Source organism: Serratia sp. AXJ-M (genome assembly GCF_046531865.1).
GTDB classification, from domain to species: domain Bacteria; phylum Pseudomonadota; class Gammaproteobacteria; order Enterobacterales; family Enterobacteriaceae; genus Serratia; species Serratia liquefaciens.
In genome coordinates this window covers 773,581-798,444 of sequence record NZ_CP059394.1, presented here as the reverse complement: position 1 = coordinate 798,444, position 24,864 = coordinate 773,581, and the positions used below count along the sequence as shown (strand labels likewise).

The 24,864-nt window shown below is 57.1% G+C and carries 17 protein-coding genes; 9 read left to right on the top strand and 8 right to left on the bottom strand.

Annotation, left to right across the window (positions count from 1 at the left end; translation table 11 throughout):
* Positions 1-2: 2 nt before the first annotated feature.
* From H0S68_RS03655 to hutH (H0S68_RS03620), 8 genes are all read left to right on the top strand, one after another.
* Positions 3-1,349 carry an MFS transporter gene (locus tag H0S68_RS03655; RefSeq protein ID WP_046374496.1) on the top strand — a complete coding sequence of 449 codons (1,347 nt, stop codon included), beginning with the start codon at positions 3-5 and terminating at the stop codon, positions 1,347-1,349.
* A 463-nt stretch (positions 1,350-1,812) separates the two neighbouring features.
* Entirely contained in the window at positions 1,813-3,504 is a 1,692-nt protein-coding gene (gene hutU / locus H0S68_RS03650; RefSeq protein WP_044554208.1) for a urocanate hydratase, read from the top strand.
* The gene (gene hutH / locus H0S68_RS03645) at positions 3,501-5,036 is read left to right on the top strand and encodes a histidine ammonia-lyase (RefSeq protein ID WP_122077237.1); all 1,536 of its coding nucleotides are present in this window, start codon (positions 3,501-3,503) and stop codon (positions 5,034-5,036) included. Before hutU ends, hutH (H0S68_RS03645) begins: the two co-directional genes overlap by 4 nt.
* A 100-nt stretch (positions 5,037-5,136) precedes the next feature.
* Positions 5,137-6,528, top strand: coding sequence for an amino acid permease (locus tag H0S68_RS03640; protein ID WP_142815880.1), 1,392 nt, complete (start codon positions 5,137-5,139; stop codon positions 6,526-6,528).
* A 52-nt stretch (positions 6,529-6,580) separates the two neighbouring features.
* The gene (locus H0S68_RS03635; RefSeq protein ID WP_048762946.1) at positions 6,581-7,546 is read left to right on the top strand and encodes an ABC transporter substrate-binding protein; all 966 of its coding nucleotides are present in this window, start codon (positions 6,581-6,583) and stop codon (positions 7,544-7,546) included.
* Between the two features lie 67 nt (positions 7,547-7,613).
* Positions 7,614-8,459, top strand: a complete 846-nt coding sequence (locus H0S68_RS03630) for an ABC transporter permease (protein ID WP_048762945.1) — start codon at positions 7,614-7,616, stop codon at positions 8,457-8,459.
* Positions 8,460-8,464: 5 nt separating this feature from the next.
* Positions 8,465-9,322, top strand: a complete 858-nt coding sequence (locus H0S68_RS03625) for a quaternary amine ABC transporter ATP-binding protein (RefSeq protein WP_410529157.1) — start codon at positions 8,465-8,467, stop codon at positions 9,320-9,322.
* Positions 9,323-9,332: 10 nt separating this feature from the next.
* A complete protein-coding gene (hutH, locus tag H0S68_RS03620; RefSeq protein ID WP_217331555.1) occupies positions 9,333-10,856 on the top strand; it encodes a histidine ammonia-lyase in 1,524 nt (507 codons plus the stop codon).
* Between the two features lie 35 nt (positions 10,857-10,891).
* Here the strand turns inward: hutH (H0S68_RS03620) and H0S68_RS03615 are convergent, their stop codons facing one another.
* The 8 genes from H0S68_RS03615 to rlmD form a co-directional block, all read right to left on the bottom strand.
* Positions 10,892-12,082, bottom strand: a complete 1,191-nt coding sequence (locus H0S68_RS03615; protein ID WP_130016192.1) for a methionine gamma-lyase — start codon at positions 12,080-12,082, stop codon at positions 10,892-10,894.
* 46 nt (positions 12,083-12,128) lie between these two features.
* Positions 12,129-12,500, bottom strand: a complete 372-nt coding sequence (locus H0S68_RS03610; protein ID WP_020825244.1) for a hypothetical protein — start codon at positions 12,498-12,500, stop codon at positions 12,129-12,131.
* Positions 12,501-12,510: 10 nt separating this feature from the next.
* Positions 12,511-13,701: an FAD/NAD(P)-binding oxidoreductase gene (locus tag H0S68_RS03605; RefSeq protein WP_128864995.1), complete on the bottom strand. Its 1,191-nt coding sequence runs from the start codon at positions 13,699-13,701 to the stop codon at positions 12,511-12,513.
* Between the two features lie 297 nt (positions 13,702-13,998).
* On the bottom strand, positions 13,999-15,294 hold the full coding sequence (gene eno, locus H0S68_RS03600; RefSeq protein ID WP_020825242.1) for a phosphopyruvate hydratase: 1,296 nt from the start codon (positions 15,292-15,294) through the stop codon (positions 13,999-14,001).
* Positions 15,295-15,497: 203 nt separating this feature from the next.
* The gene (gene pyrG / locus H0S68_RS03595) at positions 15,498-17,135 is read right to left on the bottom strand and encodes a glutamine hydrolyzing CTP synthase (RefSeq protein WP_020825241.1); all 1,638 of its coding nucleotides are present in this window, start codon (positions 17,133-17,135) and stop codon (positions 15,498-15,500) included.
* A 375-nt stretch (positions 17,136-17,510) separates the two neighbouring features.
* Positions 17,511-18,305 carry a nucleoside triphosphate pyrophosphohydrolase gene (mazG, locus tag H0S68_RS03590; protein WP_128864996.1) on the bottom strand — a complete coding sequence of 265 codons (795 nt, stop codon included), beginning with the start codon at positions 18,303-18,305 and terminating at the stop codon, positions 17,511-17,513.
* Positions 18,306-18,460: 155 nt separating this feature from the next.
* Entirely contained in the window at positions 18,461-20,692 is a 2,232-nt protein-coding gene (gene relA, locus H0S68_RS03585) for a GTP diphosphokinase (RefSeq protein WP_261109703.1), read from the bottom strand.
* A 9-nt stretch (positions 20,693-20,701) separates the two neighbouring features.
* Complete coding sequence (gene rlmD, locus H0S68_RS03580) at positions 20,702-22,051, bottom strand: 23S rRNA (uracil(1939)-C(5))-methyltransferase RlmD (RefSeq protein WP_410529156.1); 1,350 nt, start codon at positions 22,049-22,051, stop codon at positions 20,702-20,704.
* A 68-nt stretch (positions 22,052-22,119) separates the two neighbouring features.
* On the opposite strand from rlmD, the gene barA reads away from it, so the two are divergent.
* On the top strand, positions 22,120-24,852 hold the full coding sequence (gene barA, locus H0S68_RS03575; RefSeq protein ID WP_115060073.1) for a two-component sensor histidine kinase BarA: 2,733 nt from the start codon (positions 22,120-22,122) through the stop codon (positions 24,850-24,852).
* The last annotated feature ends 12 nt before the right edge of the window (positions 24,853-24,864 follow it).

Sequence of the window (24,864 nt, the reverse complement as noted above, 5' to 3'; positions counted from 1 at the left end):
CCATGGCTCATTCCACCGAGTTGAATATTCAGCAGGCCATCGATGACAGCAAATTTTCGCTGTTTCACTGGACCTTGATCATTTTGGGATTCCTGATCCTGGCCATTGATGGCTTTGACACGGCGGCCATGGGGTATATCGCTCCTTCGGTCGCCAAAGACTGGGGCATTGTTAAACAGGATCTGGGCCCGGTGCTGAGCGCCGCGCTGCTGGGCCTGTCCCTTGGCGCTCTGGTCGCCGGACCGATTTCCGATCGTATCGGCCGCAAACGGGTGCTGGTGTTTTCTTGTCTGTTCTTCGGCCTGTCGAGCCTGGCTACCGCCTACGCCGGCTCGCTCAATAGCCTGACGCTGTGGCGCTTCCTCACCGGCCTGGGATTAGGGGCGGCGATGCCGAACGCCATCACGCTGATTTCCGAATATGCGCCACAACGCTGCCGTTCCCTGGCGATTAACACCATGTACTGCGGCTTCCCGCTGGGTGCGGCCGGCGGTGGTGCGATTTCGTCTTGGCTGATCCCGGCGTATGGCTGGCATAGCGTGCTGTTGCTGGGGGCGATCGCTCCGTTGGCGCTGACGGTATTGTTGATCCTGTTCCTGCCGGAATCGGTGAAATATATGGTGAACCGCGGTAAAGATGCGGCAAAAATCAAACGTATTGCCCAGCGTTTTGTCAGCCAGAATCTCGATAACGTGACGCGCTTTTATCTGTATGAAGAGAAATTGGCACAGTCCAAAACCAGCGTCGGCCTGTTGTTCACCCGCCCTTATCTGACCGGCACGCTGATGCTGTGGCTGACGTACTTTATGGGCCTGGTAATTTATTACGTGCTGCTGAGCTGGATGCCGATCCTGATGCAGGGTCTGGGCTATCAACTGGAACAATCAGCCATTTTGACCTCGCTGTTCACCTTCGGCGGCACGCTCGGCATTCTGGTGGCCGGCTGGCTGATGGACCGCTGGAACGCCCATAAGGTGGTGTCTAGCGGCTTTGTCATTACCGCCCTGCTGATTGTGGCAATGGCGACCGAGGACAGCCATATCGTGCTGCTGGGTACGTTTATCTTCCTGATGGGCATCACCATGAACGGTGCGCAATCCGGTCTGCAAACGCTGGCAGCCACTTTCTACCCGACCCACAGTCGCGCAACAGGCATAGCCTGGATGCAGGGCATCGGCCGCTTTGGCGGCGTGGCGGGCACCATGATGGGGGCACAGTTGCTGGCCATGCAATGGGAAGTGCAGAGCATTTTGATGTTCCTGTGCGTGCCAGCGCTGATCGCCGCCATCGCTACAGTTTTCAAAATGACCCGAAGAGCGACGCTGCAACCGGCTGACAAACCCGTATAAGGGCTAAACCGGTAGGGGTCGAACATGTTCGACCCGATTTAACCCATTGATTATGCTATTGGGCGCAGCATGCGGCGCCCCTACCACAAAACAACACAGCACTCTGTCAACGGCTTCACCCCCTCCAGCGATAGGACTTTTTTATCGCTCGCCCTAACTTGTAATGGGTATGTAAATTTATTGTGATTAGCCGCTCAAAAATGACCCATTTTTAATTCATTTTTGTTGAATAGCTCACTGTTCTTCAGTGCGAGCCTAATAGCTCAGGCGTCAAAACGAAAACTATCGCATTGATTTAAAACAAAAATAACTTTCCCTTATGCCTTTTTAGCCGCTCACTGGTCGGTGTTGCATATGCTTGTACATACAAGTATATGTTAATAAACCCTACGCATTGTTATGGCGTGGTGATTCACCCCACCGCACCATGGGATCTGCACCGATACTGTTTGAGGAAAATGCTGTGACTGCAAATAACAAAGTTCGCAATGTCGATGTACGCGCGCCACGCGGCACAAAATTAAATGCAAAAAGCTGGCTGACCGAAGCGCCGTTGCGCATGCTGATGAACAACCTCGATCCGGAAGTGGCGGAAAACCCGCATGAGCTGGTGGTGTACGGCGGTATTGGCCGCGCCGCGCGTGACTGGGACTGCTACGACAAAATTGTCGCCACCCTGAAAACGTTGGAAGAAGACGAAACGCTGCTGGTTCAGTCCGGCAAACCGGTCGGGGTATTCAAAACCCACAGCAACGCGCCACGCGTACTGATTGCCAACTCTAACCTGGTGCCACATTGGGCCACCTGGGAACACTTTAACGAACTGGACGCCAAAGGCCTGGCCATGTACGGCCAAATGACCGCCGGCAGCTGGATCTATATCGGTAGCCAGGGCATCGTCCAGGGCACCTACGAGACCTTCGTGGAAGCGGGTCGCCAGCATTACGACGGCAGCCTGCAGGGCCGCTGGGTGCTGACCGCCGGTCTGGGCGGTATGGGCGGCGCGCAACCGCTGGCCGCTACGCTGGCAGGCGCCTGTTCACTGAACATCGAATGCCAACAAAGCCGTATCGATTTCCGTCTGAAGACCCGTTATGTCGATGAACAAGCGACAGATCTGGACGACGCGCTGGCTCGCATCAAGAAATACACCGCCGAAGGCAAAGCCATCTCCATCGCCCTGTGCGGCAATGCGGCAGACATTCTGCCAGAACTGGTGCGCCGCGGCGTGCGCCCGGACATGGTCACCGACCAGACCAGCGCTCACGATCCGCTGAACGGCTATCTGCCAAAAGGCTGGAGCTGGGAAGAGTACCGCGAACGTGCACAAACCGAACCTGCGCAGGTGGTGACCGCCGCCAAGCAGTCGATGGCTGAACACGTCGAAGCCATGCTGGCGTTCCAGAAAATGGGCGTACCGACCTTCGACTACGGCAACAACATTCGTCAGATGGCGAAAGAAATGGGCGTCAACAACGCCTTCGATTTCCCAGGCTTCGTGCCCGCCTATATCCGTCCGCTGTTCTGTCGCGGTATCGGCCCGTTCCGCTGGGCTGCACTGTCCGGCGATCCGCAAGACATCTACAAAACCGACGCCATGGTTAAAGAGCTGATCCCGGATGACGAGCATCTGCATCGCTGGCTGGATATGGCGCGCGAACGCATCAGCTTCCAGGGCCTGCCGGCACGTATCTGTTGGGTCGGTCTGGGCCAGCGCGCCAAGCTGGGCCTGGCATTCAACGAAATGGTGCGCAGTGGCGAACTGTCCGCACCGATCGTTATCGGCCGTGACCATCTGGACTCCGGCTCGGTCGCCAGCCCGAACCGCGAAACCGAATCTATGCAGGACGGTTCGGACGCCGTTTCCGACTGGCCGCTGCTTAACGCCCTGCTCAATACCGCCAGCGGTGCGACCTGGGTTTCCCTGCACCACGGCGGTGGCGTCGGCATGGGCTTCTCGCAGCATTCCGGTATGGTTATCGTTTGTGACGGCACCGACGAAGCCGCCGAACGTATCGCCCGCGTGTTGCATAATGACCCTGCCACTGGCGTGATGCGTCATGCCGATGCCGGTTACGACATTGCGATTGAATGCGCCCGTGAGCAAGGTTTGAACCTGCCGATGGTGGCCGCGACTCAAGGAGACAAAGCATGAAAGCGCTGACTATCCGCCCAGGCCAACTGACTCTGGCTCAGCTGCGCGACGTTTATCAACACCCGGTGACCCTGACGTTGGACGACAATGCCTACGCCGCTATCCAGCAGAGCGTGGCCTGCGTTGAACGCATTGTCGAAGAAAACCGCACCACCTACGGCATCAATACCGGTTTCGGCCTGCTGGCGTCTACTCGCATTGCACCTGAAGACCTGGAAAATCTGCAACGTTCGATCGTGTTGTCACATGCTGCTGGCGTTGGCGCGCCGACCGACGACAACCTGGTTCGCCTGATTATGGTGTTGAAGATCAACAGCCTGTCGCGCGGTTTCTCCGGCATCCGTCTGGAAGTGATCCAGGCGCTGATGGCCTTGGTCAACGCCGAAGTCTATCCGCATATCCCGCTGAAGGGCTCCGTGGGCGCCTCCGGCGATTTGGCTCCGCTGGCACACATGAGTCTGGTGCTGCTGGGCGAAGGCAAGGCCCGCTATCAAGGCGAATGGCTGCCTGCCACCGAGGCACTGGCCAAAGCAGGCCTGAAGCCGCTCACGCTGGCGGCCAAAGAAGGCCTGGCGCTGCTTAACGGCACCCAGGTTTCCGCCGCCTTCGCGCTGCGCGGCCTGTTTGACGCAGAAGACCTGTACGCCGCAGCCACGGTCACCGGCAGCCTGACGGTGGAAGCCGCTCTGGGTTCTCGCAGCCCGTTTGACGCACGTATTCACGCCGTACGCGGCCAACGTGGCCAGATCGATGCCGCCGCCGCTTACCGCCATCTGCTGGGCGAACGCAGCGAAGTGTCCGACTCGCATCGCAACTGCGAAAAGGTACAAGATCCCTACTCCCTGCGCTGCCAACCGCAGGTGATGGGTGCCTGCCTGACGCAGATCCGCCAGGCCAGCGAAGTGCTGGAGGTCGAAGCCAATGCGGTATCCGACAACCCATTGGTATTCGCAGAACAGGGCGATGTCCTGTCCGGCGGCAACTTCCACGCCGAACCGGTCGCGATGGCTGCCGACAATCTGGCGCTGGCATTTGCCGAAATCGGCTCGCTGTCCGAACGTCGTATCTCGCTGATGATGGATAAACACATGTCGCAACTGCCCCCATTCCTGGTGGACAACGGCGGCGTGAACTCCGGCTTTATGATTGCCCAGGTTACCGCCGCGGCACTGACCAGCGAAAACAAAGCGCTGGCGCATCCGGCCAGTGTCGACAGCATCCCGACCTCCGCCAACCAGGAAGACCATGTTTCCATGGCACCGGCTGCAGGACGCCGCCTGTGGGAAATGGCGGATAACGTGCGCGGTATTCTGGCCGTCGAATGGCTGGCGGCCTGCCAGGGATTGGATTTGCGCAAGGGCCTGAAAACCACCGAAAGTCTGGAGCAGGCACGCCGCGTGCTGCGCGAGCAAGTCAGTTACTATGACAAGGATCGTTTCTTCGCCCCCGACATTGAAGCTGCCAGCCTGCTGTTGGCAACCGGTCATCTGACCTCGCTGATGCCTGCGGCATTGCTGCCTAGCCAGGCATAAATAAAACCTACCACGCAGTTTGTTCTGTCCCACCGGGTGCGTTCCACCCGGTGCGGATAGCGCGTGCCTGTTCTGCCGTAAAAACTCGACGGGAAGCAACATGCATAACGAAACAAAACAACTCAGACGCGGACTAAACGCGCGGCATATCCGCTTTATGGCGCTCGGCTCGGCCATCGGCACCGGTCTGTTCTACGGCTCCGCCGGAGCCATCCAGTTGGCCGGTCCTGCGGTGCTGCTGGCTTATCTGGTCGGCGGCGCGGCGGTCTTTATGGTGATGCGCGCGCTGGGTGAAATGGCGGTGCATCAGCCGGTCTCCGGCTCCTTCGGTCATTATGCCAGCCATTACCTTGGGCCCTTGGCCGGTTTCCTCACCGGCTGGACCTATACCTTCGAAATGGTGATTGTTGCCCTGGCTGACGTCACCGCCTTCGGCATCTATATGGGGCTGTGGTTCCCGGACGTTGCCCAATGGGTGTGGGTACTCAGCATCATCATGTTCATCGGCGCGCTCAACCTGTGCAGCGTGAAAGTGTTCGGCGAAATGGAGTTCTGGCTGTCGTTGATCAAGGTGGCGGCAATCGTCGCGATGATCATCGGCGGCGCGGCGGTGATGCTGTTTGGCTTCGGTCAGACTCAGCATGCCACCGGCCTCAGCAACCTGTGGCAGCACGGTGGCTTTATGCCTAACGGCATCGGCGGCGTGGTTGCCTCGCTGGCGGTGGTGATGTTTGCCTTCGGCGGCATTGAGATCATCGGCATTACCGCCAGCGAGGCGAAAGACCCCGCGAAGGTGTTGCCGAAAGCGATCAATGCGGTACCGATTCGCATTCTGCTGTTCTACGTGCTGACGCTGCTGGTGCTGATGGCGATCTATCCCTGGAACAGCATCGGCCAAAACGGCAGCCCGTTTGTTGAGATCTTCAGCAATCTGGGGATCAGTTCCGCCGCCAACGTGCTGAATGTGGTGGTGATCACCGCCGCCATTTCCGCCATCAACAGCGATATCTTCGGTGCCGGCCGCATGATGTACGGCATGGCGCAGGAAGGTCAGGCACCCAAAAGCTTCACTCGCCTGACCGGTAACGGCGTGCCCTGGATGACGGTGCTGGTGATGTCCATTGCCCTGCTGTTGGGGGTGGTGCTCAATTACCTGATCCCAAAACAGGTGTTTATGATCATCGCCTCCATCGCCACCTTCGCCACCGTTTGGGTTTGGCTGATGATCCTGCTGTCACAAATTGCCATGCGCCGCACGCTGACGCCGCAAGAGGTCAGCAAGCTGAGCTTCCCGGTTCCCTGGTGGCCGGTCGCACCGGCACTGGCGACGATATTTATGCTGTTCGTCATCGGCCTGCTCGGTTACTTCGAAGACAGCCGCATTGCCCTGTACGTGGGGTTGGTGTGGGTAGCCTTCCTTACCCTGGCTTACTGGTTGTGGGTACGTAAAAAAGGCGGGGGTTCACCCGTCACGTCCTCACCACAGTATTAGTCTCACGAGCCCGCCGTTCCCGGGCTCTTCGTCATTAACGTGGAGTATCAACATGCAAACACGACACAAATTATGGATACCGCTGATCGCGCTCGGGCTGATGACAGGCAGCCTCTCCGCACGCGCAGCAGGCTGGTGCGAATCCGGCAAACCGGTCAAGTTCGCCGGACTGAACTGGGAAAGCGGCATGCTGCTGACCGACGTGATGCAATACGTACTGCAAAAGGGTTACGACTGCAAAACCGACGCCCTGCCGGGCAACTCCATCACCATGGAGCAGGCGGTCGGCACCAACGACATTCAGATTTTCGCCGAAGAGTGGATCGGCCGCAGTGAGGTCTGGAACAAGGCCGAGAAAGCAGGTAAAGCGGTCAGCGTCGGCGCCCCCATTGTCGGCGCAGTTGAAGGCTGGTACGTGCCACGTTATGTGATTGAAGGCGATGCCAAGCGTAAGTTGAAACCGCTGGCGCCGGATCTGAAAAGCATCCCGGATCTCGCCAAATACGTGCAGGTGTTTCGCGATCAGGAAGAGCCGGACAAAGGCCGCTTTTACAACTGCCCCGCCGGCTGGACCTGCGAACTGGACAACAGCGCGATCCTGAAAAAATTCAAGTTGGACGACAAATTCACCAACTTCCGCCCAGGCACCGGCCCGGCGCTGGATACCGCTATTCTTTCCAGCTACCGTCGCGGCGAACCTATCCTCTTCTACTATTGGTCCCCTACCCCGATCATGGGCCAGCTCGATCTGGTGAAACTGGAAGAACCGGGCGTGGACAAGAATATCCACATCAAGGTCGGCATTTCCAGCGTGTTTAACCAGCAGGCGCCTGAGCTGGTGCAGGTGTTGTCAAAAGTGAATCTGCCGCTCAGTCTGATTAATCAGAATCTGGCGCGCATGAGCAAGGAACGCATCAGCTCCCAGAAGCTGGCGCTGGAGTTCTTCAAGCAGCACCCGGATATCTGGAAACAGTGGGTCAGCGAAGACGCAGCGAAAAAAATTGAGGCTTCCTTGTAAGCGCTTTGGCATTCCGTGAACACCCACCCGTAATCGGATAGGTTTCGGGCCAGACAGGGGAAAATTTATGTTTCCAGAACGCTTTACCTTTTCCATCGCCGATTGGATCAACCGCTGGGTCGATGTGTTGGTCACCAACTATGGCGATATGTTCCGCAAGATCTCCGACACCTTGCTGTGGGCGGTGATCCACCTCGAAAGCCTGCTGCGCGCCACCCCATGGTGGGTGATGCTGGCCGTGGTCGGGCTACTGGCCTGGCACGCCACCCGCCGTTGGCTGCCAACCCTGGTGATCGTCGGCCTGTTGCTGCTGGTCGGTACCGCCGGGATGTGGGACAAATTGATGCAAACCCTGGCGCTGGTGCTGGTTGCCACGCTGCTGGCGGTGATTATCGGCATTCCGCAAGGCATATTGGCGGCGCGTAGCGATCGCGTACGGGCGGTAATGATGCCGCTGATGGACGTGATGCAAACCATGCCGAGCTTCGTCTACCTGATCCCGGTATTGATGCTGTTCGGCCTGGGCAAGGTGCCGGCCATTCTGGCGACGGTGATCTATGCCACGCCACCGCTGATCCGCCTGACCGATTTGGGCATCCGCCAGGTGGACAAGGAAGTGATGGAGTCCGTCACCGCCTTTGGCGCCAACCGCTGGCAGAAGCTGTTCGGCGTCCAGTTGCCGCTGGCGCTGCCGAGCATCATGGCCGGTATCAACCAGACCACCATGATGTCGTTGTCGATGGTAGTGGTCGCGTCAATGATCGGCGCTCGTGGGCTGGGGGAAGACGTGTTGGTGGGCATTCAGACGCTGAACGTCGGACTGGGACTGGAAGCCGGGCTGGCGATCGTCATTCTGGCCGTGGTCATTGATCGCATCACTCAGGCTTACGGCCACACCGCCGTTGCGAGGTAACCCCGATGAACAAAATAGAAATCAAAAACGTCTACAAGATCTTCGGCCATAAAACGGCGGCGGCGCTGACACTGAGCCAACAAGGAAAAACCAAGCAGGAAGTGCAGGCCGCGACGGACTGCGTGATCGGCGTGCACGATCTGTCGATGTCGATCGAAGCCGGTGAGATCTTCGTGATCATGGGCCTGTCCGGATCGGGAAAATCCACCTTGGTACGCCACTTCAACCGTCTGATCGATCCCACCAGCGGCCAGATCCTGGTAGACGGTGAAGATATCCTGCGCTACGACGAAAAGCAGCTTGAGCACTTCCGTCGCCACAAGATCAGCATGGTGTTTCAGAGCTTTGGCCTGCTGCCGCACAAAACGGTGCTGGACAACGTGGGCTATGGCCTGAAAGTGCGGGGGGAGAATAAAGAGGTGTATCAGGAGCGTGCGCTGCACTGGATCAACACCGTAGGGCTGAAGGGCTATGAGAAATCCTATCCGCATCAACTCTCCGGCGGCATGCGCCAACGCGTCGGGCTGGCGCGTGCGCTGGCCACCGATACCGACATCATTTTGCTGGACGAAGCCTTCAGCGCACTGGATCCGTTGATTCGCGCCGAGATGCAGGATCAACTGCTGGCGCTGCAAAAAGAGCTGCACAAAACGCTGGTGTTTATCACCCACGATCTCGATGAGGCGGTTCGCATCGGCAACCGGATCGCGATCCTCAAGGACGGCAAACTGATCCAGGTCGGCACGCCGCAGGACATTCTTAACAACCCGGCCGACGAATACGTTAACCGCTTCGTGCAACGCCGTCTGGCGCTGGATGAAAATGTGCAAAAGCCCCGCCCGATGAGGGTGGCCCATGCTTGAGGAAACCCAAATGCACTATCCTTCGTCAGTAGAGATCGACCGCCAGCCGCTGCGCTGGCAGGACGTGGTGGCGGTGGCGCGCCATAGGGTGCCGCTCAGCCTGTCTGACGCGGCCTGGGCACGTATTGAGAACGCGCAGGCTATCGTTCAGCAAATCGTCACCAGTGAACAACGCGCCTACGGCGTCAATACCGGCCTGGGCGCGCTCTGTAACCAGGCACTGCACGGCGAACAGTTGGCACAGCTATCGCGCAATACCCTGATGAGCCACGCCTGTGGGGTAGGTACACCGCTGAGCGACGAACAGACCCGCGCCATTATTTGCTGCGCTATCGTGAACTACAGCCACGGTAAATCCGGCATCCACCGGTCGGTGGTTGAGGCGCTGCTGGCGCTGCTTAACCACGGCGTCACGCCTCAGGTGCCGTCGCAGGGATCGGTCGGCTATCTGACCCATATGGCGCACGTCGGCGTTGCCCTGCTCGGGCTCGGCGAGGTCAGCTATCGCGGGCAAATCGTCCCCGCCGCTCAGGCTCTGGCGGAAGAAGGCATAGCGCTGCCACCGCTCGGGGCCAAAGATGGCCTGTGCCTGGTCAATGGTACGCCCTGCATGACCGGACTGAGCTGCCTGGCGCTGGCCGACGCCTGGCGACTGGCGCGTTGGGCAGACGTATTGGGTGCCATGAGCTTTGAAGCCCTGCGTGGACAAATTGCCGCCTTCGACGAGGAAATACTGGCGTTGAAACCGCACCCTGGCATGCAACGGGTGGGCGCCAATCTGCGGGCGCTACTGCACGGCAGCGAGGTGATTGCCGCCAGCAAAGGTATTCGCACTCAGGATGCGCTGAGCATCCGCTCGATTCCACAGGTGCACGGAGCCTGCCGCGATCAAATGGCTCATGCCGAACGACAGATTGAAACCGAGCTGAACGGCACCACCGATAATCCGTTGCTGCTTGGCACGCCGGATAACTTCCGCGTCATGTCACAGGCCAATCCGCACGGCGAATCGGTCGCGATGGCCGCCGATGTGCTGGCGATCGCTATCGCCGAACTCGGCGGTATTGCGGAACGGCGCATCGATCGTCTGATTAACCCGCTGGTCAGCGGTTTGCCGCCATTTTTGGTCAGTGAGCCGGGCGTCAACTCCGGCATGATGATCGCTCAATACGTGGCGGCATCGCTGTGCGCAGAGAACCGTCAGCTGGCCCAGCCTTGCGTAGTGGATAATTATGTCACTTCGGCGCTGCAGGAAGATCACCTCAGTCTGGGAACCGGTGCGGCATTGCGGCTGCATAAGCTGTTGGCCAACGTTAACCAGATCCTGGCGATTGAATATCTGTTGGCGGCGCAGGCCTTCGAGTTTTTGCAACCGCAACGCGTCGGCGAAGGTACCGGGCGCGCCTGGCGACTGCTGCGTCAAAGGGTAGAACCTTACCATCAGGATCGCTGGCTGGCGCCCGACATTGCCAGCAGCGCCGCGCTGTTGCAGGACGAACAGGCGCTGGCGGAGATTGCCCCTGCACTTGGCTAACGCTTGCCCCTTCCCACTGGCCGGGGGCATCAAGGCTAGCTTTGCGCCAAGGCCTGGCGGATATCGGCCTGCAGGTCGCCAAGATCTTCCAGGCCGGCGGACAAGCGTATCAGCCCGTCGCTGATATGGTGACGCTGCCGCTCTTCGGGACTGTAGGCCGAGTGGGTCATGCTGGCGGGATGCTGCGCCAGCGATTCGCAATCCCCCAGGCTGACCGCGCGCAAGATCAAACGCAGCGCATTGAGGAAGCGAATGCCCGCCGCCATACCGCCTTTGAGTTCAAACGCCAGCATGCCGCCAGGCCGTGCCATTTGCCGCTGCGCCAACTCATACTGGGGAAAATCCTCCAGCCCGGGATAATAGACACGTTCTACCGCCGAATGCTGAGCCAGCATTTCCGCCAAACGCTGGGCGTTGTCGCAATGGCGTTCCATACGCAACGGCAGGGTTTTCAGCCCGCGCAGCAGCAATGCCGCATCCTGGGCAGACAGCACCGCACCGTTCATGTCTTTCAGCCCAACTAAACGGATGTCCTGCGCCAAATCCTGGCGCGTCACCACCAGTCCGGCCAACAGATCACCATGCCCCCCGATGTATTTGGTTGCGGAGTGCACCACTATATCGGCCCCCTGTTCCAGCGGCCGTTGCAGATACGGGGTGCAATAGGTGTTATCCACCAGCAACAGCGCCTGTTGGCGATGAGCAATTTCGGCGACTGCGGTAATATCGACCAAACGCATATTCGGGTTGGCCGGCGTTTCGCAATACACCATGCGGGTCCGGGGGCCGATCGCCGCCGCCAGACGCTCCGGGCGGGTCAGGTCGACGTGAGTTATTTTCACGCCGTAGCGCGCCAATCCGTGATGAAAGTAACTGAAGGTGCAGCCGTAAATCGTCTCGTCAACGATCAGCTCGTCGCCCGGATTGAGCAGTGTCCAGCAGCAGGCGGTAATCGCGCCCATACCGGAGGAAAACGCCACCGCAGCTTCGCCCCCCTCCAGATTGGCTATCCGCTGTTCCAGCAGGTTGAGGGTCGGGTTGGCGATGCGTGAATAAAAATACCCCGGCTCAGTGCCTTCAAAGCAGGCACCGCCATATTCCGCCGTCGGGAACGTAAAGGTCGAGCTCATAAACACCGGGGGACAGAGCGCTCCCAGATACTGCTGAGGATCGTAACCGTGATGGATCGCGCGTGTTGCAAAGGCTTGCCTGAAGATGGCAGACATGACAACTCCTTACCTGAGTGAGTGAAAACAATGATGCTTAGTTCGTTCAAACGTCCGTGGGCAGTGCGCTGCTGCGCATACGCTGGCCAACGATTTGCAAAGTACGCAGCACCAGCATCAAGCCCAGTAAGGTATCCGGCTGCCGCAACAAGGCGTACAGCGCACGAAAATTGACGGGTGAGGGATCCAACTGCAACTCGGTATGCGCCATTTTCAACGCCATTCCGCCCTCCCATCCCGCAGCCACCAGGCCTTCAAAGACGCCGGAGAGTTTTTCCACCAGCGCGTTATCGGCGATATCCACCAGGTCAGACAGCAGCGACAGCAGATCGACCACGTTATCGAGCCGACCACCGGCCAGCAGCGGCTGTAGCTTCTCCAGCAAAGCCGCCAGGGGTTCATGTTCAGATGCATTCATAGGCCCTCCGTTAAATCAGCCCGCGTACCGTCGCCCAGTAGAGTCCGCGATTAAAACCGTTGCGAAGCATGCCGCCGACTTTGGTTGAAGGCGTCGGCAGCACATCGTTGCGGTAGTCGTAAACCAGCGGCATCCCGGCTTGCAGCCCCATTTGAGCAATGGCCTGCACCTTGCCGTCGTAGTGGCTAACGGTCTGGCCCAGCCTCAGTTCCGCCACGATATTGTCGGCAATCACCGGCGCCTGATTGTGGCAGGAGCCACCGGCCTTGCTGACCGGCAAATCCACCGTATCACCGATAACATAGACCCCTTGCTGACCGTAGACCTGCAGCGTCTGATGGTCGGTCGGCAACCAGCCTTCCCCTTTATGCCCCTCGCTCAACCCCGTGTTCCGCACCGCTTCTACCGCACGAATTGGCGGAGTCGCCATCAAAATATCGAACGGCTGTTGCTCACCTTCGGCGGAATAAGCGATTTTCTGCTGCTCATCCACCCGGCTGAGAGTAAACCCGCGCTGGTGGCGAATATCCCGCGCGGCGAAAATACCGGGCAAGGCCTCTGCGGTTGGACGCTGTAAAAACAGGCAGTTACGCAGCAACTGCGAAACACTGGGGTAGGTATAAACAATTTCAACCGCTTTACGCACTCCGCGTCGACGCAGGTAATCATCGAGCATCAGGGTGGTTTCTATCGGGGCAATACCGCACTGGTGCGGCACATTGGGCGTTTCGGGGAAGGAGACGGTGATAAAAATTCGGCCTTTTTCGATGCTCGACAGCTTTTGTGCCAGCTGGCGGGCGGCCTGATATTGGTAAAAATGATCGCCTGCCCGCGCCAACCCTTCGATACGCTCCGGCCAGGGCACGCAGCCGGTGGCAAACACCAGAAAATCATACGGGTACTGTTTGCCACTGCGGGTATGGATCACTCGCTGAGTTAAATCAAAGCGCTCCGCTTTATCGACAATAAACTGAATTTCCGGACGCAGCAGGCTTTGCTGTGAGCGGGTTAATTCCTGTTTGAAAAAAGCGTTAAAGGCAACGTACATAAAAGCGGGTTTATAATAATGAATCGGAGAATCCGAAATCATCAATAACTCAACTTTATTATTCAATATTTCCCGATGTAATTTCGTGGCCAGTAAATTGGCCAATATGGTCCCTCCGGTACCCCCACCGACTATCACAATCCTGTTTCGCATCAAGCCCTCACCCAGCCGAGTCACGGCTCGGCAATTTTTAGGGAAACGAATGGAGGCAGGAATACAGGCTTAATTCTTCTGCCTTACTGGCAGTCTAGTAACGAAAAAATATAAAGCAATAGAAAAGAGAATATATAAAATAGGAATTTTATTATTATAATTAATACATCAAGTTAAAAAACAGATAATACGATATTAGTTCAATAATAATAAATAACTCACTATCACTTATGTAAATAACCAGTGATAAAAAAACCCGCCGGAGCGGGTTTCATTTAGCAACGAACCAAACCGTTATTACTGACCTTTAACTTCTTTCAGGCCATTGAACGGAGCGCGTGCACCCAGCGCTTCTTCGATACGGATCAGTTGGTTGTATTTAGCAACGCGGTCAGAACGGCTCATAGAACCGGTTTTGATCTGGCCAGCCGCAGTACCCACAGCCAGGTCGGCGATGGTTGCGTCTTCGGTTTCACCTGAACGGTGAGAGATCACCGCGGTGTAGCCTGCGTCTTTCGCCATCTTGATAGCAGCCAGAGTTTCGGTCAGAGAACCGATCTGGTTGAATTTGATCAGGATGGAGTTAGCGATGCCTTTCTCGATACCTTCTTTCAGGATCTTGGTGTTGGTAACGAACAGGTCGTCGCCCACCAGCTGGATTTTGTCGCCCAGCACTTTGGTCTGGTATGCGAAACCATCCCAGTCAGATTCGTCCAGGCCGTCTTCGATAGACACGATTGGATATTGTTTGGTCAGCTCTTCCAGGAAGTGAGTGAACTCTTCGGAAGTGAAGGCTTTGTTGCCTTCGCCGGCCAGGACGTATTTACCGTCTTTGTAGAACTCGGAAGCCGCACAGTCCATCGCCAGGGTCACGTCTTTGCCCAGCTCGTAGCCTGCTGCTTTTACCGCTTCAGCGATAACAGCCAGCGCTTCGGCGTTGGAACCCAGGTTTGGTGCGTAGCCGCCTTCGTCACCTACAGCGGTGTTCAGGCCTTTGGCCTTCAGCACTTTCGCCAGGTGATGGAAAACTTCAGAACCGATGCGAACGGCTTCTTTCAGGGTTTTCGCGCCAACCGGCTGAATCATGAATTCCTGAATGTCGACGTTGTTGTCAGCGTGCTCGCCGCCGTTGATGATGTTCATCATAGGCAGTGGCATAGAGAATTTGCCTGGAGTGCCGTTCAGCTCAGCGATGTGCTCATACAGCGGCATACCTTTGGAAGCTGCAGCCGCTTTAGCCGCTGCCAGGGAAACCGCCAGAATGGCGTTAGCGCCGAACTGGGATTTGTTCTCAGTACCGTCCAGGTCGATCATGATCTTGTCGATGTTAGCCTGGTCTTTGGCATCTTTGCCCAATACTGCCTGAGCGATCGGGCCGTTTACTGCAGCAACGGCTTTCAGTACGCCTTTACCCAGGAAACGAGACTTGTCACCGTCACGCAGTTCCAGTGCTTCACGGGAACCGGTAGAAGCACCTGACGGCGCAGCAGCCAGACCTACGAAACCGCCTTCCAGATGCACTTCGGCTTCAACAGTCGGGTTACCGCGGGAGTCGATGATTTCACGACCGATGACTTTAACGATTTTGGACATTAGGTTTTCCTCAGTACAAGTTAAACTAAAACTCCAGACAAACAGCGCGCATACCCTTCATACTTGAGGCTACATCTGTGTTGGCTACGTTCATTCACCCGAATCACTGACTTATGTCAGCTCATCGGGACTCAGTCTCTTGCCGCCTTGATGTAACCCCAATTATTTGGGGTAAATATACTGCGCGCCGCCTACCAAATATTTTATTTCACCTGGCGCTTCTGATACTCACCAGCGGCCTTCACAAAGCCGGCGAACAACGGATGACCATCACGCGGCGTCGAAGTAAATTCCGGGTGGAACTGACAAGCTACAAACCACGGGTGATTCGGCAGTTCGATAATCTCAACCAGCTTGTTGTCTGCGGAACGGCCGGCAACCAACAGCCCGGCGGCTTCAATTTGCTTCAACAGCATGTTGTTAACTTCATAACGGTGACGATGACGTTCAACAATGGTCGGTTCGCCGTACATCTGACGTACCAGGCTATTGTCGGTCAGGTGACATTGCTGGCCACCGACACGCATCGTGCCACCCAAATCGCTTTCTTCGGTACGGACTTCGACGTTGCCGTCTTCGTCACGCCATTCGGTGATCAATGCCACCACCGGGTACTTACAGTCTGGCACAAACTCGGTTGAGTTGGCGTTCTCCATACCCACAACGTTGCGGGCGAACTCCATCAGCGCCACCTGCATACCCAGGCAGATGCCCAGATAAGGGATGTTGTTTTCACGCGCATAACGCGCGGTCATCACCTTGCCTTCTACGCCACGGTAGCCGAAGCCGCCTGGGATCAGGATCGCATCCAGACCTTTCAGCACTTCTACGCCGCGGGTTTCAACATCCTGCGAGTCGATCAGCTTGATGTTCACGGTCAGACGATTTTTCAGGCCGCCGTGTTTCAGCGCTTCAATCACCGACTTATAAGCATCCGGCAGTTCGACATATTTGCCGACCATACCGATAGTCACTTCGCCGCCCGGATTGGCTTCTTCGTAAATAACCTGCTCCCACTCGGCCAGGTTGGCTTCCGGCGCGTTGAGGCTGAATCGTTTACAAATATAATCATCAAGCCCCTGAGATTTCAATAGGCCTGGGATTTTATAAATAGAATCAACGTCTTTCAGGGAGATAACGGCTTTTTCCGGCACGTTACAGAAAAGTGCGATTTTCGCGCGTTCGTTAGCAGGAACTGTGCGATCGGAACGGCAAATCAGCACATCTGGCTGAATACCGATGGAAAGCAGTTCTTTTACGGAATGCTGAGTAGGTTTGGTTTTCACTTCACCGGCAGCGGCCATGTACGGCACCAGAGTCAGGTGCATGTACAGGGTGTGCTCACGGCCCACTTCCACGGCCATCTGGCGGATGGCTTCCAGGAACGGCAGCGATTCGATATCGCCGACGGTACCGCCGATCTCAACCAACACCACGTCGTGGCCTTCGCCGCCTTCGAGGATGCGCTCTTTGATCGCGTTGGTGATGTGCGGGATGACCTGTACGGTTGCGCCCAGATAGTCGCCACGGCGTTCTTTACGCAGAACGTCGGAGTAAATGCGACCGGTGGTGAAGTTGTTGCGGCGCGACATTTTGGTGCGGATGTAGCGCTCGTAGTGACCCAAATCCAGATCGGTTTCTGCGCCGTCTTCGGTGACGAAAACTTCCCCATGCTGAATCGGGCTCATGGTGCCCGGATCCACGTTGATGTACGGGTCCAGTTTCATGATGGTAACGTTGAGGCCACGGGCTTCAAGAATAGCCGCCAGAGAGGCTGCGGCAATGCCTTTACCCAGAGAGGATACGACCCCGCCGGTCACAAAAATATAATTAGTTGTCATGCTGAACCTGAGAGTTTAGGTTTAAAGACGATGGAAGAACCAAGACGGGAAAGTAGTATACCCGAACCTCTCCAGACCTACAAACGATCGTTTTACTGTCCATCATCTCTGTCACCATCAAGGGTTCATCAGGGTTTACTCTATCGGCCTGCCAGAGCCTGTCTTTTTAAAACAATGAGTTAGCATAGAAAAATTTATTTTTCCGCCCTTTCGAGACAATAAAACGCCTTAGATTTCAGTTTGTTGGCGTTTTGCTGTCGGTAAGCCACGGTTCAGCAAACTATGACTCTGAGCTTAACCGTTTCAGCTTAGGTGAACCTTGTCGCCGATCAAGATTAAGCTACTGCGACAATCCTAGGACACCCGAGCGGCAGATTAGTTTTCCTGGCGCTTAACCTGCTGCCACGCCTCTTCCATCTGCTCCAGCGTGGCTTCGCCCATCTGCAGCCCACGCTGTTGGATAATCTCTTCTACCTGACGGAAACGGCGCTCGAACTTGCGGTTGGCTGCCTGCAACGCATTTTCTGCCTTATGGCCAAGATGGCGCGATAAATTCACCGTGGCGAACAGCAGATCGCCGATTTCCTCTTCCAGTTTCTGTTCGTCGACTACCGCCTGCTGCGCTTCATGCATCACTTCGTCGATCTCTTCGTACACCTTGTCCAGCACCGGGCCCAACGTATGCCAGTCAAAACCGACCGAAGCGCAGCGTTTCTGAATCTTGTGCGCCTTCATCAGCGCCGGCAGCGCCTGAGGAATGTCATCCAGCGCAGAATGCAGCGCTTTCTCTGCACGCTCACCGGCCTTCAACTGCTCCCAGCGGGCCGCAACGGCCTCGCTGTCGGCGGCATCGGCTTCCCCGAAAATGTGCGGATGACGGCGTTCCAGCTTATCGCTGATGGCGTTACACACCTCGTCGAAGTCAAACAGCCCCTGCTCCTGGCCCATCTGGGCGTAGAACACCACCTGGAACAGCAGGTCCCCCAGTTCGTCACGCAGATCGCCGTAGTCCTGACGTTCGATAGCGTCCAGTACCTCGTAGGTTTCTTCCAGTGTGTAAGGAGCGATGGTGGCGAAGGTTTGTTTGCGGTCCCATGGGCAACCGACCTGCGGATCGCGCAGCGTTTTCATGATGTTCAGCAAGCGGTGCAGTGGAGAAGATTGGGTCATAAGAAAGTCTCTGACAAAAGAATCGGCGCCGGTCATTAATGTAGCGGCGCAGCGTGCTGCGCCCGGGTCAATCGGGGCGAATAGGTTCGCCCCCTACGATAACTGAAGCCACGGAGCCTGGCCAACAATGATGTGGCCCGAAAGACGCAGGTGAGTTAGCTGCCGTGCAGGCGTTTGGCGTCTATCACGTCCGGCAGTTGATTGAGCTTGGCTAACACCCGGCCCAGTACCTGTTGGTTGTAGATTTCAATGTCCATATCGATGGTTGCCAGCTGTTTTTTGGTGTCGCTGCGGCTGGCGACGCCCAGCACGTTGACCTTTTCGTTGGCCAAAATGGTGGTGATGTCACGCAACAGGCCGCTGCGATCGTTGGCCATCACGCGCACCACCAGCGAGTAACCGCTGGAATAGCTTTCGCCCCACACCGCATCCACGATACGTTCCGGCGCGTGCGATTGCAGATCCACCAGTTGGTCACAGTCCGCACGGTGAATGGAGATGCCGCGCCCCTGGGTGATAAAACCGATAATATCGTCGCCCGGGATCGGCTGGCAGCAACGGGCAATGTGGTGCATCAGGTTGCCTACCCCTTCCACCACCACCCGGCCGTTGTCCTTGCTGCGGGTTGCCGGCGGCGCTTTCTGCTGCACCAACTGCCGCAGCGCTTCGCGATCCTGCTCTTCGGCGCTCGGTTTGTTGAACTTGCCCTGCAGGAAATTCACCATCTGATTCAGGCGAATATCACCGCCGCCAATCGCCGCCAGTATTTCATCCAGCGAATTCATGTTGTAACGCGGGATCAGCAGCTTCTCGGCCTCTTTCAGGCTGATACCGAGGTGTTCCAGCTCGCTGTCCAGCATCTGGCGACCGGCAAGGATATTTTTATCGCGATCCTGCTTGCGGAACCAGTTGTGGATCTTGGAGCGTCCACGGCTGGTGGTGATATAACCGAGGTTCGGGTTCAGCCAGTCACGGCTTGGGTTCGGCTGCTTCTGGGTGATGATTTCAATCTGGTCTCCCATCCGCAGCTGATAGGTAAAGGGCACGATGCGGCCGCCAATTTTGGCACCGATGCAACGGTGGCCGACGTCGCTGTGAATATGGTAAGCGAAGTCGAGCGGCGTAGAGCCGGCTGGCAGATCCACCACGTCGCCTTTCGGAGTAAATACATAAACCCGATCGTCGAACACCTGGCTGCGAACCTCGTCGAGCATCTCGCCGGAGTCCGCCATCTCTTCCTGCCAGGCGATCAGTTTGCGCAGCCAGGCGATACGTTCCTCGTAGCCTGAGCGAACCGTCGCAACCGCACCCTCTTTGTATTTCCAGTGCGCGGCGACACCCAGTTCTGCATCTTCATGCATCTGCCGGGTGCGGATCTGAATTTCCAGCGTTTTCCCGCGCGGCCCCAGTACTACGGTGTGGATCGACTGATAACCGTTGGGTTTCGGGTTGGCGACATAGTCGTCGAACTCATCCGGCAGATGGCGGAAGTGGGTATGCACAATCCCCAGCGCGGCATAGCAGTCCTGCAAGCGTTCGACCACCACGCGTACCGCGCGCACGTCAAACAGCTCGTCAAACGCCAACGCCTTCTTCTGCATCTTGCGCCAGATGCTGTAAATGTGTTTTGGACGGCCGTAGATGTCCGCCTTGACGCCTTCATCGACCATCGCATTACGCAGCGAGGCGACGAAATCGTCAATAAACTGTTCGCGATCGATGCGGCGTTCGTGCAGCAGCTTGGCGATGCGTTTGTACTCGTCCGGATGCAGGTAGCGGAAGCAGAAATCTTCCAGTTCCCATTTGAGCTGCCCGATACCCAGACGGTTAGCCAGCGGCGCATAGATATTCGAACACTCTTTTGCCGCCAGCACGCGCTCGTCTTCCGGCGCATCTTTCACTTCGCGCAGGTGAGCGATACGCTCCGCCAGCTTGATGACCACGCAGCGGAAATCCTCCACCATCGCCAACAGCATGCGGCGCACGTTGTCGACCTGTTCGGAGGCCATCGAATCGTTTTGAGTGGCTTTCAGTTGGCGGATGGCGTCCATATCGCGTACGCCATGCACCAGATAGGTGATGCCCTTGCCGAACTCTTCGGTCAGGGTTTCTTCCTGCACGATGCCGGCGTCCACCAGCGGGAACAGCAGCGCGGCGCGCATGCTGTCGTTATCCATGCTCAGAGTAGAGAGGATCTCGACCATTTCCAGCCCGCGCCACAGCAACAGCGGCGCATTAGGATGGTTCAGGGTCTGCTGCTCACAGTAACGCCAGGTTGCGGCTAATCGCTCACATGACTGCGGGTTAGGTAGCCCCAAGCTGGCAATCCACTCGTCGAGAGCAAATTCACCAGCCGTGTTCAGATGTGCACTTCTTACCGCAACCATACCCTCTCCCTACTTTGCAGCGACCTCTGGCGCAGAACCGTTAATAAACAGCGCCATTGACTCAAGATGCCCCGTATGCGGAAACATATCCAACATCCGCACACGTGCAAGACGATAACCGGCGCTCAGCAGCACTTTGCTGTCGCGTGCCAGCGTGGTCGGGTTACAGGAAACATAAACCACCCGCTCTGGCGCCAGTTTAACAATATGTGACATCACTCCGGCCGCGCCCGCACGGGCAGGGTCCAGCATCACTTTATCAAATCCTTGTGCTGCCCAAGGTTGTTGCTCAACGTCCTCTTCCAGATTTTCATGGAAGAAGCTGGCGTTATTCAGCCTATTCTTATGTGCATTATATTGCCCATTCGCTACCAGTGTGGCAACACCTTCTATGCCTACCACCGCAGCAGCGCGTCGCGCCAACGGCAGGGTAAAATTGCCCATACCGCAGAACAGATCCAATACCCGATCATTGGGTTGAATACTGAGCCATTCAAGGGCCTGGGCCACCATTTGCTGATTTACGTGGTCATTTACCTGAATAAAGTCACGCGGACTGAAGTCTAAGCGTAGCCCGTCGACCTGATAATACGGCGTTTCACCGCACAGTTTTTCGAGACTATCGCTGTCCGGCGCCAAATAAATGGTTACGTTTTTTGTCCGCGCAAAAGCCTGCAAGGCCTGGCGGTCATCCTCTTTCAAGGCGTTGAGATGGCGCAGAACCAGTATCGGGCCGTTATCTGCCAGCACCAGTTCGACATGCCCAAGTCGTCTGGCGACCTGCAATGCGCTCAGACAAGATCGCAACGGCGTCAGTAATTGTTCCAGTTCAGGATGCAGCACCGGGCACTGTGTCACCGGCACCAGATCGCTGGACGCCGCCTGGCGAAAGCCCATCACCAGACGCTGCTGTTTGGGCTGCCACAACAGCCCGAGACGGGCGCGACGGCGATAGCCGTATTGTGGACCGGCGATCACCGGCTCCTGCTGCGGCGTAACGCCGGTTTCGCGAGCGATCATTCGCACCAGGGCCGCCGCCTTGCTCTGCTGCTGCAGGCTTTCATCCGCGTGTTGCTGCTGGCAACCGCCGCACACGCCAAAGTGTGGGCAGCGCGGTTCGACACGCTGCGGGCTGCGGCTGAGCAGGCGCTTTAACCTGCCTTTGGCAAACTTGTTTTTTTCTTCCGTGAGTTGGACTTCCGCCTGCTCGCCCGGTAATACCCCCGGGACGAAAATCGCTTTGCCGTTGTGGTGCGCCACGCCCTGACCAAAGGGATCGAGATTGTCTACCGTCAGTGTTAGCACGGGAGAATTTTGCCGGGTCGTCACGCGACGTTTCGGAGAGTAGAATTGCGCCATATTTGTCGATTGAGTGCTGGTTCATTTAAAGTAGAGATTGTCCGGCAATTCTCCCACATTGGAAACCCATGACCAAATACAGCCTGCGGGCGCGCATGATGATCCTGATTCTGGCCCCAACGCTGTTGATTGGTCTGTTGCTCAGCACTTTCTTCGTAGTGCATCGCTACAATGAATTGCAAGAACAACTGGTTGACGCCGGCGCCAGCATTATCGAACCGTTGGCAGTGGCCAGCGAGTACGGCATGACGTTCCGCAGCCGCGAGTCGGTCAGGCAGTTGGTCAGTCTGTTACATCGCCGTCATTCAGATATTGTGCGTTCAATTACGGTATTTGATGCGCAGAATAATCTGTTTGTCACCTCCAATTACCATCACAACTTTACCCAATTGCAGTTGCCGAAGGGGGTTCCGATCCCCACGGATCTGATGCTGACCCGGCGCGGTGACTCGCTGATCCTGCGCACCCCGATCCTGTCAGAGAGCCAGTACCCGGACCAGGCTGCCAGCAGCGATCTCCAGCAGGACAACCGCCTGGGTTATGTGGCGATCGAGCTGGATCTGCAGTCGGTTCGCCTGCAGCAATACAAAGAGGTCTTCGTTTCCACCCTGCTGCTGCTGTTGTGCATGTGTATCGCCATTCTGTTCGCTTACCGTCTGATGCGCGACGTCACCGGCCCGATCCGCAATATGGTCAATACCGTCGATCGCATCCGCCGCGGTCAGCTCGACAGCCGTGTCGAAGGCTTTATGCTGGGCGAACTGCATATGCTGAAGAACGGCATCAACTCAATGGCGATGTCGCTCACGGCCTACCATGAAGAGATGCAGCAGAACATCGATCAGGCGACCTCCGACCTGCGCGAAACCCTGGAGCAAATGGAGATCCAGAACGTCGAGCTGGATCTGGCGAAAAAACGCGCCCAGGAAGCGGCCCGCATCAAATCCGAATTCCTGGCGAACATGTCGCACGAGCTGCGTACTCCGCTCAACGGCGTGATAGGCTTTACCCGCCAGATGCTGAAAACCGAAATGAGCGTCACCCAAACCGACTACCTGCAAACCATCGAGCGCTCGGCCAACAACTTGCTGACCATCATTAACGACGTGCTGGACTTCTCCAAACTGGAGGCCGGCAAGCTGGTGCTGGAACATATTCCGTTCTCACTGCGTGAAACCCTCGACGAGGTCATTGTGCTGTTGGCACCGAGCGCCCACGAAAAAGGGCTGGAGCTGACGCTGGACGTGCACAACGACGTTCCAGAGCAGGTGATCGGCGATTCGCTGCGGTTACAGCAGATCATTACCAACCTGCTGGGCAACGCGATCAAGTTTACCGAAACCGGCAACATCGATATCCGTGTCGAACTGCGCGGCCTGCAAGACCGCCAGATTGAGCTGGAAGTACAAATCCACGACACCGGCATCGGCATCTCCGAACGACAACAGTCACAGCTGTTCCAGGCGTTCCGTCAGGCGGACGCCAGTATTTCACGCCGTCACGGCGGCACCGGCCTGGGGCTGGTGATCACCCAGAAGCTGGTGAAAGAAATGGGCGGCGATATCTGCTTCCACAGCCAGTTGAATCGCGGCTCGACCTTCTGGTTCCACATCACGCTCGATCTGCACGAAGGCATGCTGTCGCTGCCGCCAAGCCTGCCGGATCTGCAAGGCAAGACGTTGGGGTATATCGAAGCCAACCCGATGGCAGCGCAGGCGACGCTCAATATGCTGAACGTCACCCAACTGGTGATTACCCATTCACCTACGCTGGCCCAACTGCCGAAGAAACATTACGATTTCCTGCTGGTGGGCGTGCCAATCCCCTTCCGCGACAATATGGCCCAGCACGAAAGCAAGCTGCTGGCGGCTTTGAAAGTCGCCGACCGGGTGATTCTGGCGCTGCCTTGCCAGTCGCAAATCAACGCCGAAATGCTTAAACAACAGGGCGCCGCTGGTTGCCTGATCAAGCCAATCACCAGTAATCGCCTGTTCCCGCTGCTGCGCATGGAAACACCGCCGCGCATCACTGCGCTGCCGGAACGTAAACGCCTGCCGCTAACGGTGATGGCGGTTGACGATAATCCGGCCAACCTGAAACTGATCGGCACCCTGCTGGCCGAACAGGTGGAAAAGACCCTGCTGTGTGAAAGCGGGGAAGAAGCGCTGCTGCTGGCGCGCGATAACGTGCTGGATTTGATCCTGATGGATATCCAGATGCCCAACATTGACGGTATTCGAACCAGCGAGCTGATCCGCCAACTGCCGCACCACAATTCAACGCCGATCGTCGCCGTCACCGCCCATGCGGTCAGCGGCGAACGCGAACATTTGCTGCAGGCCGGCATGGATGACTATCTGGCCAAACCGATTGACGAAGCCATGCTGACCCGCGTGTTGGCCCGCTATCACAGCGGCGAACCCGACCCGGTAACGCCGGCACCCGTTCCCGTTAATGAACCGCCGTTGTCGCTCGACTGGGCCCTGGCGCTGCGTCAGGCGGCCAACAAGCCCGATCTGGCCCGTGACCTTTTGCAGATGCTGCTCGACTTCCTGCCACAGGTTAGCGAACGCGTGCAAGCGATGCTCGACGGCACGCCGGACGCCGACATTCTGGATTTGATCCACAAACTGCACGGCAGTTGCAGCTACAGCGGCGTACCGCGACTGAAACAGCTGTGTTTCTACATTGAACAGCAGTTGCGTCGGGGGGTAAGCAGCAATGATTTGGAGCCGGAATGGCTGGAGCTGCTGGATGAGATTGAGCTGGTCTGCCAGGCCGCGCGCGCTCATTTGGCCTGAAGTAACAGGCAA

Excerpts from the sequence above, each read along its gene's own strand:
- relA (WP_261109703.1), bottom strand. The coding sequence starts at position 20,692 with ATGGTTGCGGTAAGAAGTGCACATCTGAACACGGCTGGTGAATTTGCT.
- H0S68_RS03640 (WP_142815880.1), top strand. The coding sequence starts at position 5,137 with ATGCATAACGAAACAAAACAACTCAGACGCGGACTAAACGCGCGGCAT.
- hutH (WP_122077237.1), top strand. The coding sequence starts at position 3,501 with ATGAAAGCGCTGACTATCCGCCCAGGCCAACTGACTCTGGCTCAGCTG.
- H0S68_RS03630 (WP_048762945.1), top strand. The coding sequence starts at position 7,614 with ATGTTTCCAGAACGCTTTACCTTTTCCATCGCCGATTGGATCAACCGC.
- H0S68_RS03655 (WP_046374496.1), top strand. The coding sequence starts at position 3 with ATGGCTCATTCCACCGAGTTGAATATTCAGCAGGCCATCGATGACAGC.
- H0S68_RS03625 (WP_410529157.1), top strand. The coding sequence starts at position 8,465 with ATGAACAAAATAGAAATCAAAAACGTCTACAAGATCTTCGGCCATAAA.
- barA (WP_115060073.1), top strand. The coding sequence starts at position 22,120 with ATGACCAAATACAGCCTGCGGGCGCGCATGATGATCCTGATTCTGGCC.
- pyrG (WP_020825241.1), bottom strand. The coding sequence starts at position 17,135 with ATGACAACTAATTATATTTTTGTGACCGGCGGGGTCGTATCCTCTCTG.
- rlmD (WP_410529156.1), bottom strand. The coding sequence starts at position 22,051 with ATGGCGCAATTCTACTCTCCGAAACGTCGCGTGACGACCCGGCAAAAT.
- eno (WP_020825242.1), bottom strand. The coding sequence starts at position 15,294 with ATGTCCAAAATCGTTAAAGTCATCGGTCGTGAAATCATCGACTCCCGC.
- hutH (WP_217331555.1), top strand. The coding sequence starts at position 9,333 with ATGCACTATCCTTCGTCAGTAGAGATCGACCGCCAGCCGCTGCGCTGG.
- H0S68_RS03635 (WP_048762946.1), top strand. The coding sequence starts at position 6,581 with ATGCAAACACGACACAAATTATGGATACCGCTGATCGCGCTCGGGCTG.
- mazG (WP_128864996.1), bottom strand. The coding sequence starts at position 18,305 with ATGACCCAATCTTCTCCACTGCACCGCTTGCTGAACATCATGAAAACG.
- H0S68_RS03605 (WP_128864995.1), bottom strand. The coding sequence starts at position 13,701 with ATGCGAAACAGGATTGTGATAGTCGGTGGGGGTACCGGAGGGACCATA.
- H0S68_RS03615 (WP_130016192.1), bottom strand. The coding sequence starts at position 12,082 with ATGTCTGCCATCTTCAGGCAAGCCTTTGCAACACGCGCGATCCATCAC.
- H0S68_RS03610 (WP_020825244.1), bottom strand. The coding sequence starts at position 12,500 with ATGAATGCATCTGAACATGAACCCCTGGCGGCTTTGCTGGAGAAGCTA.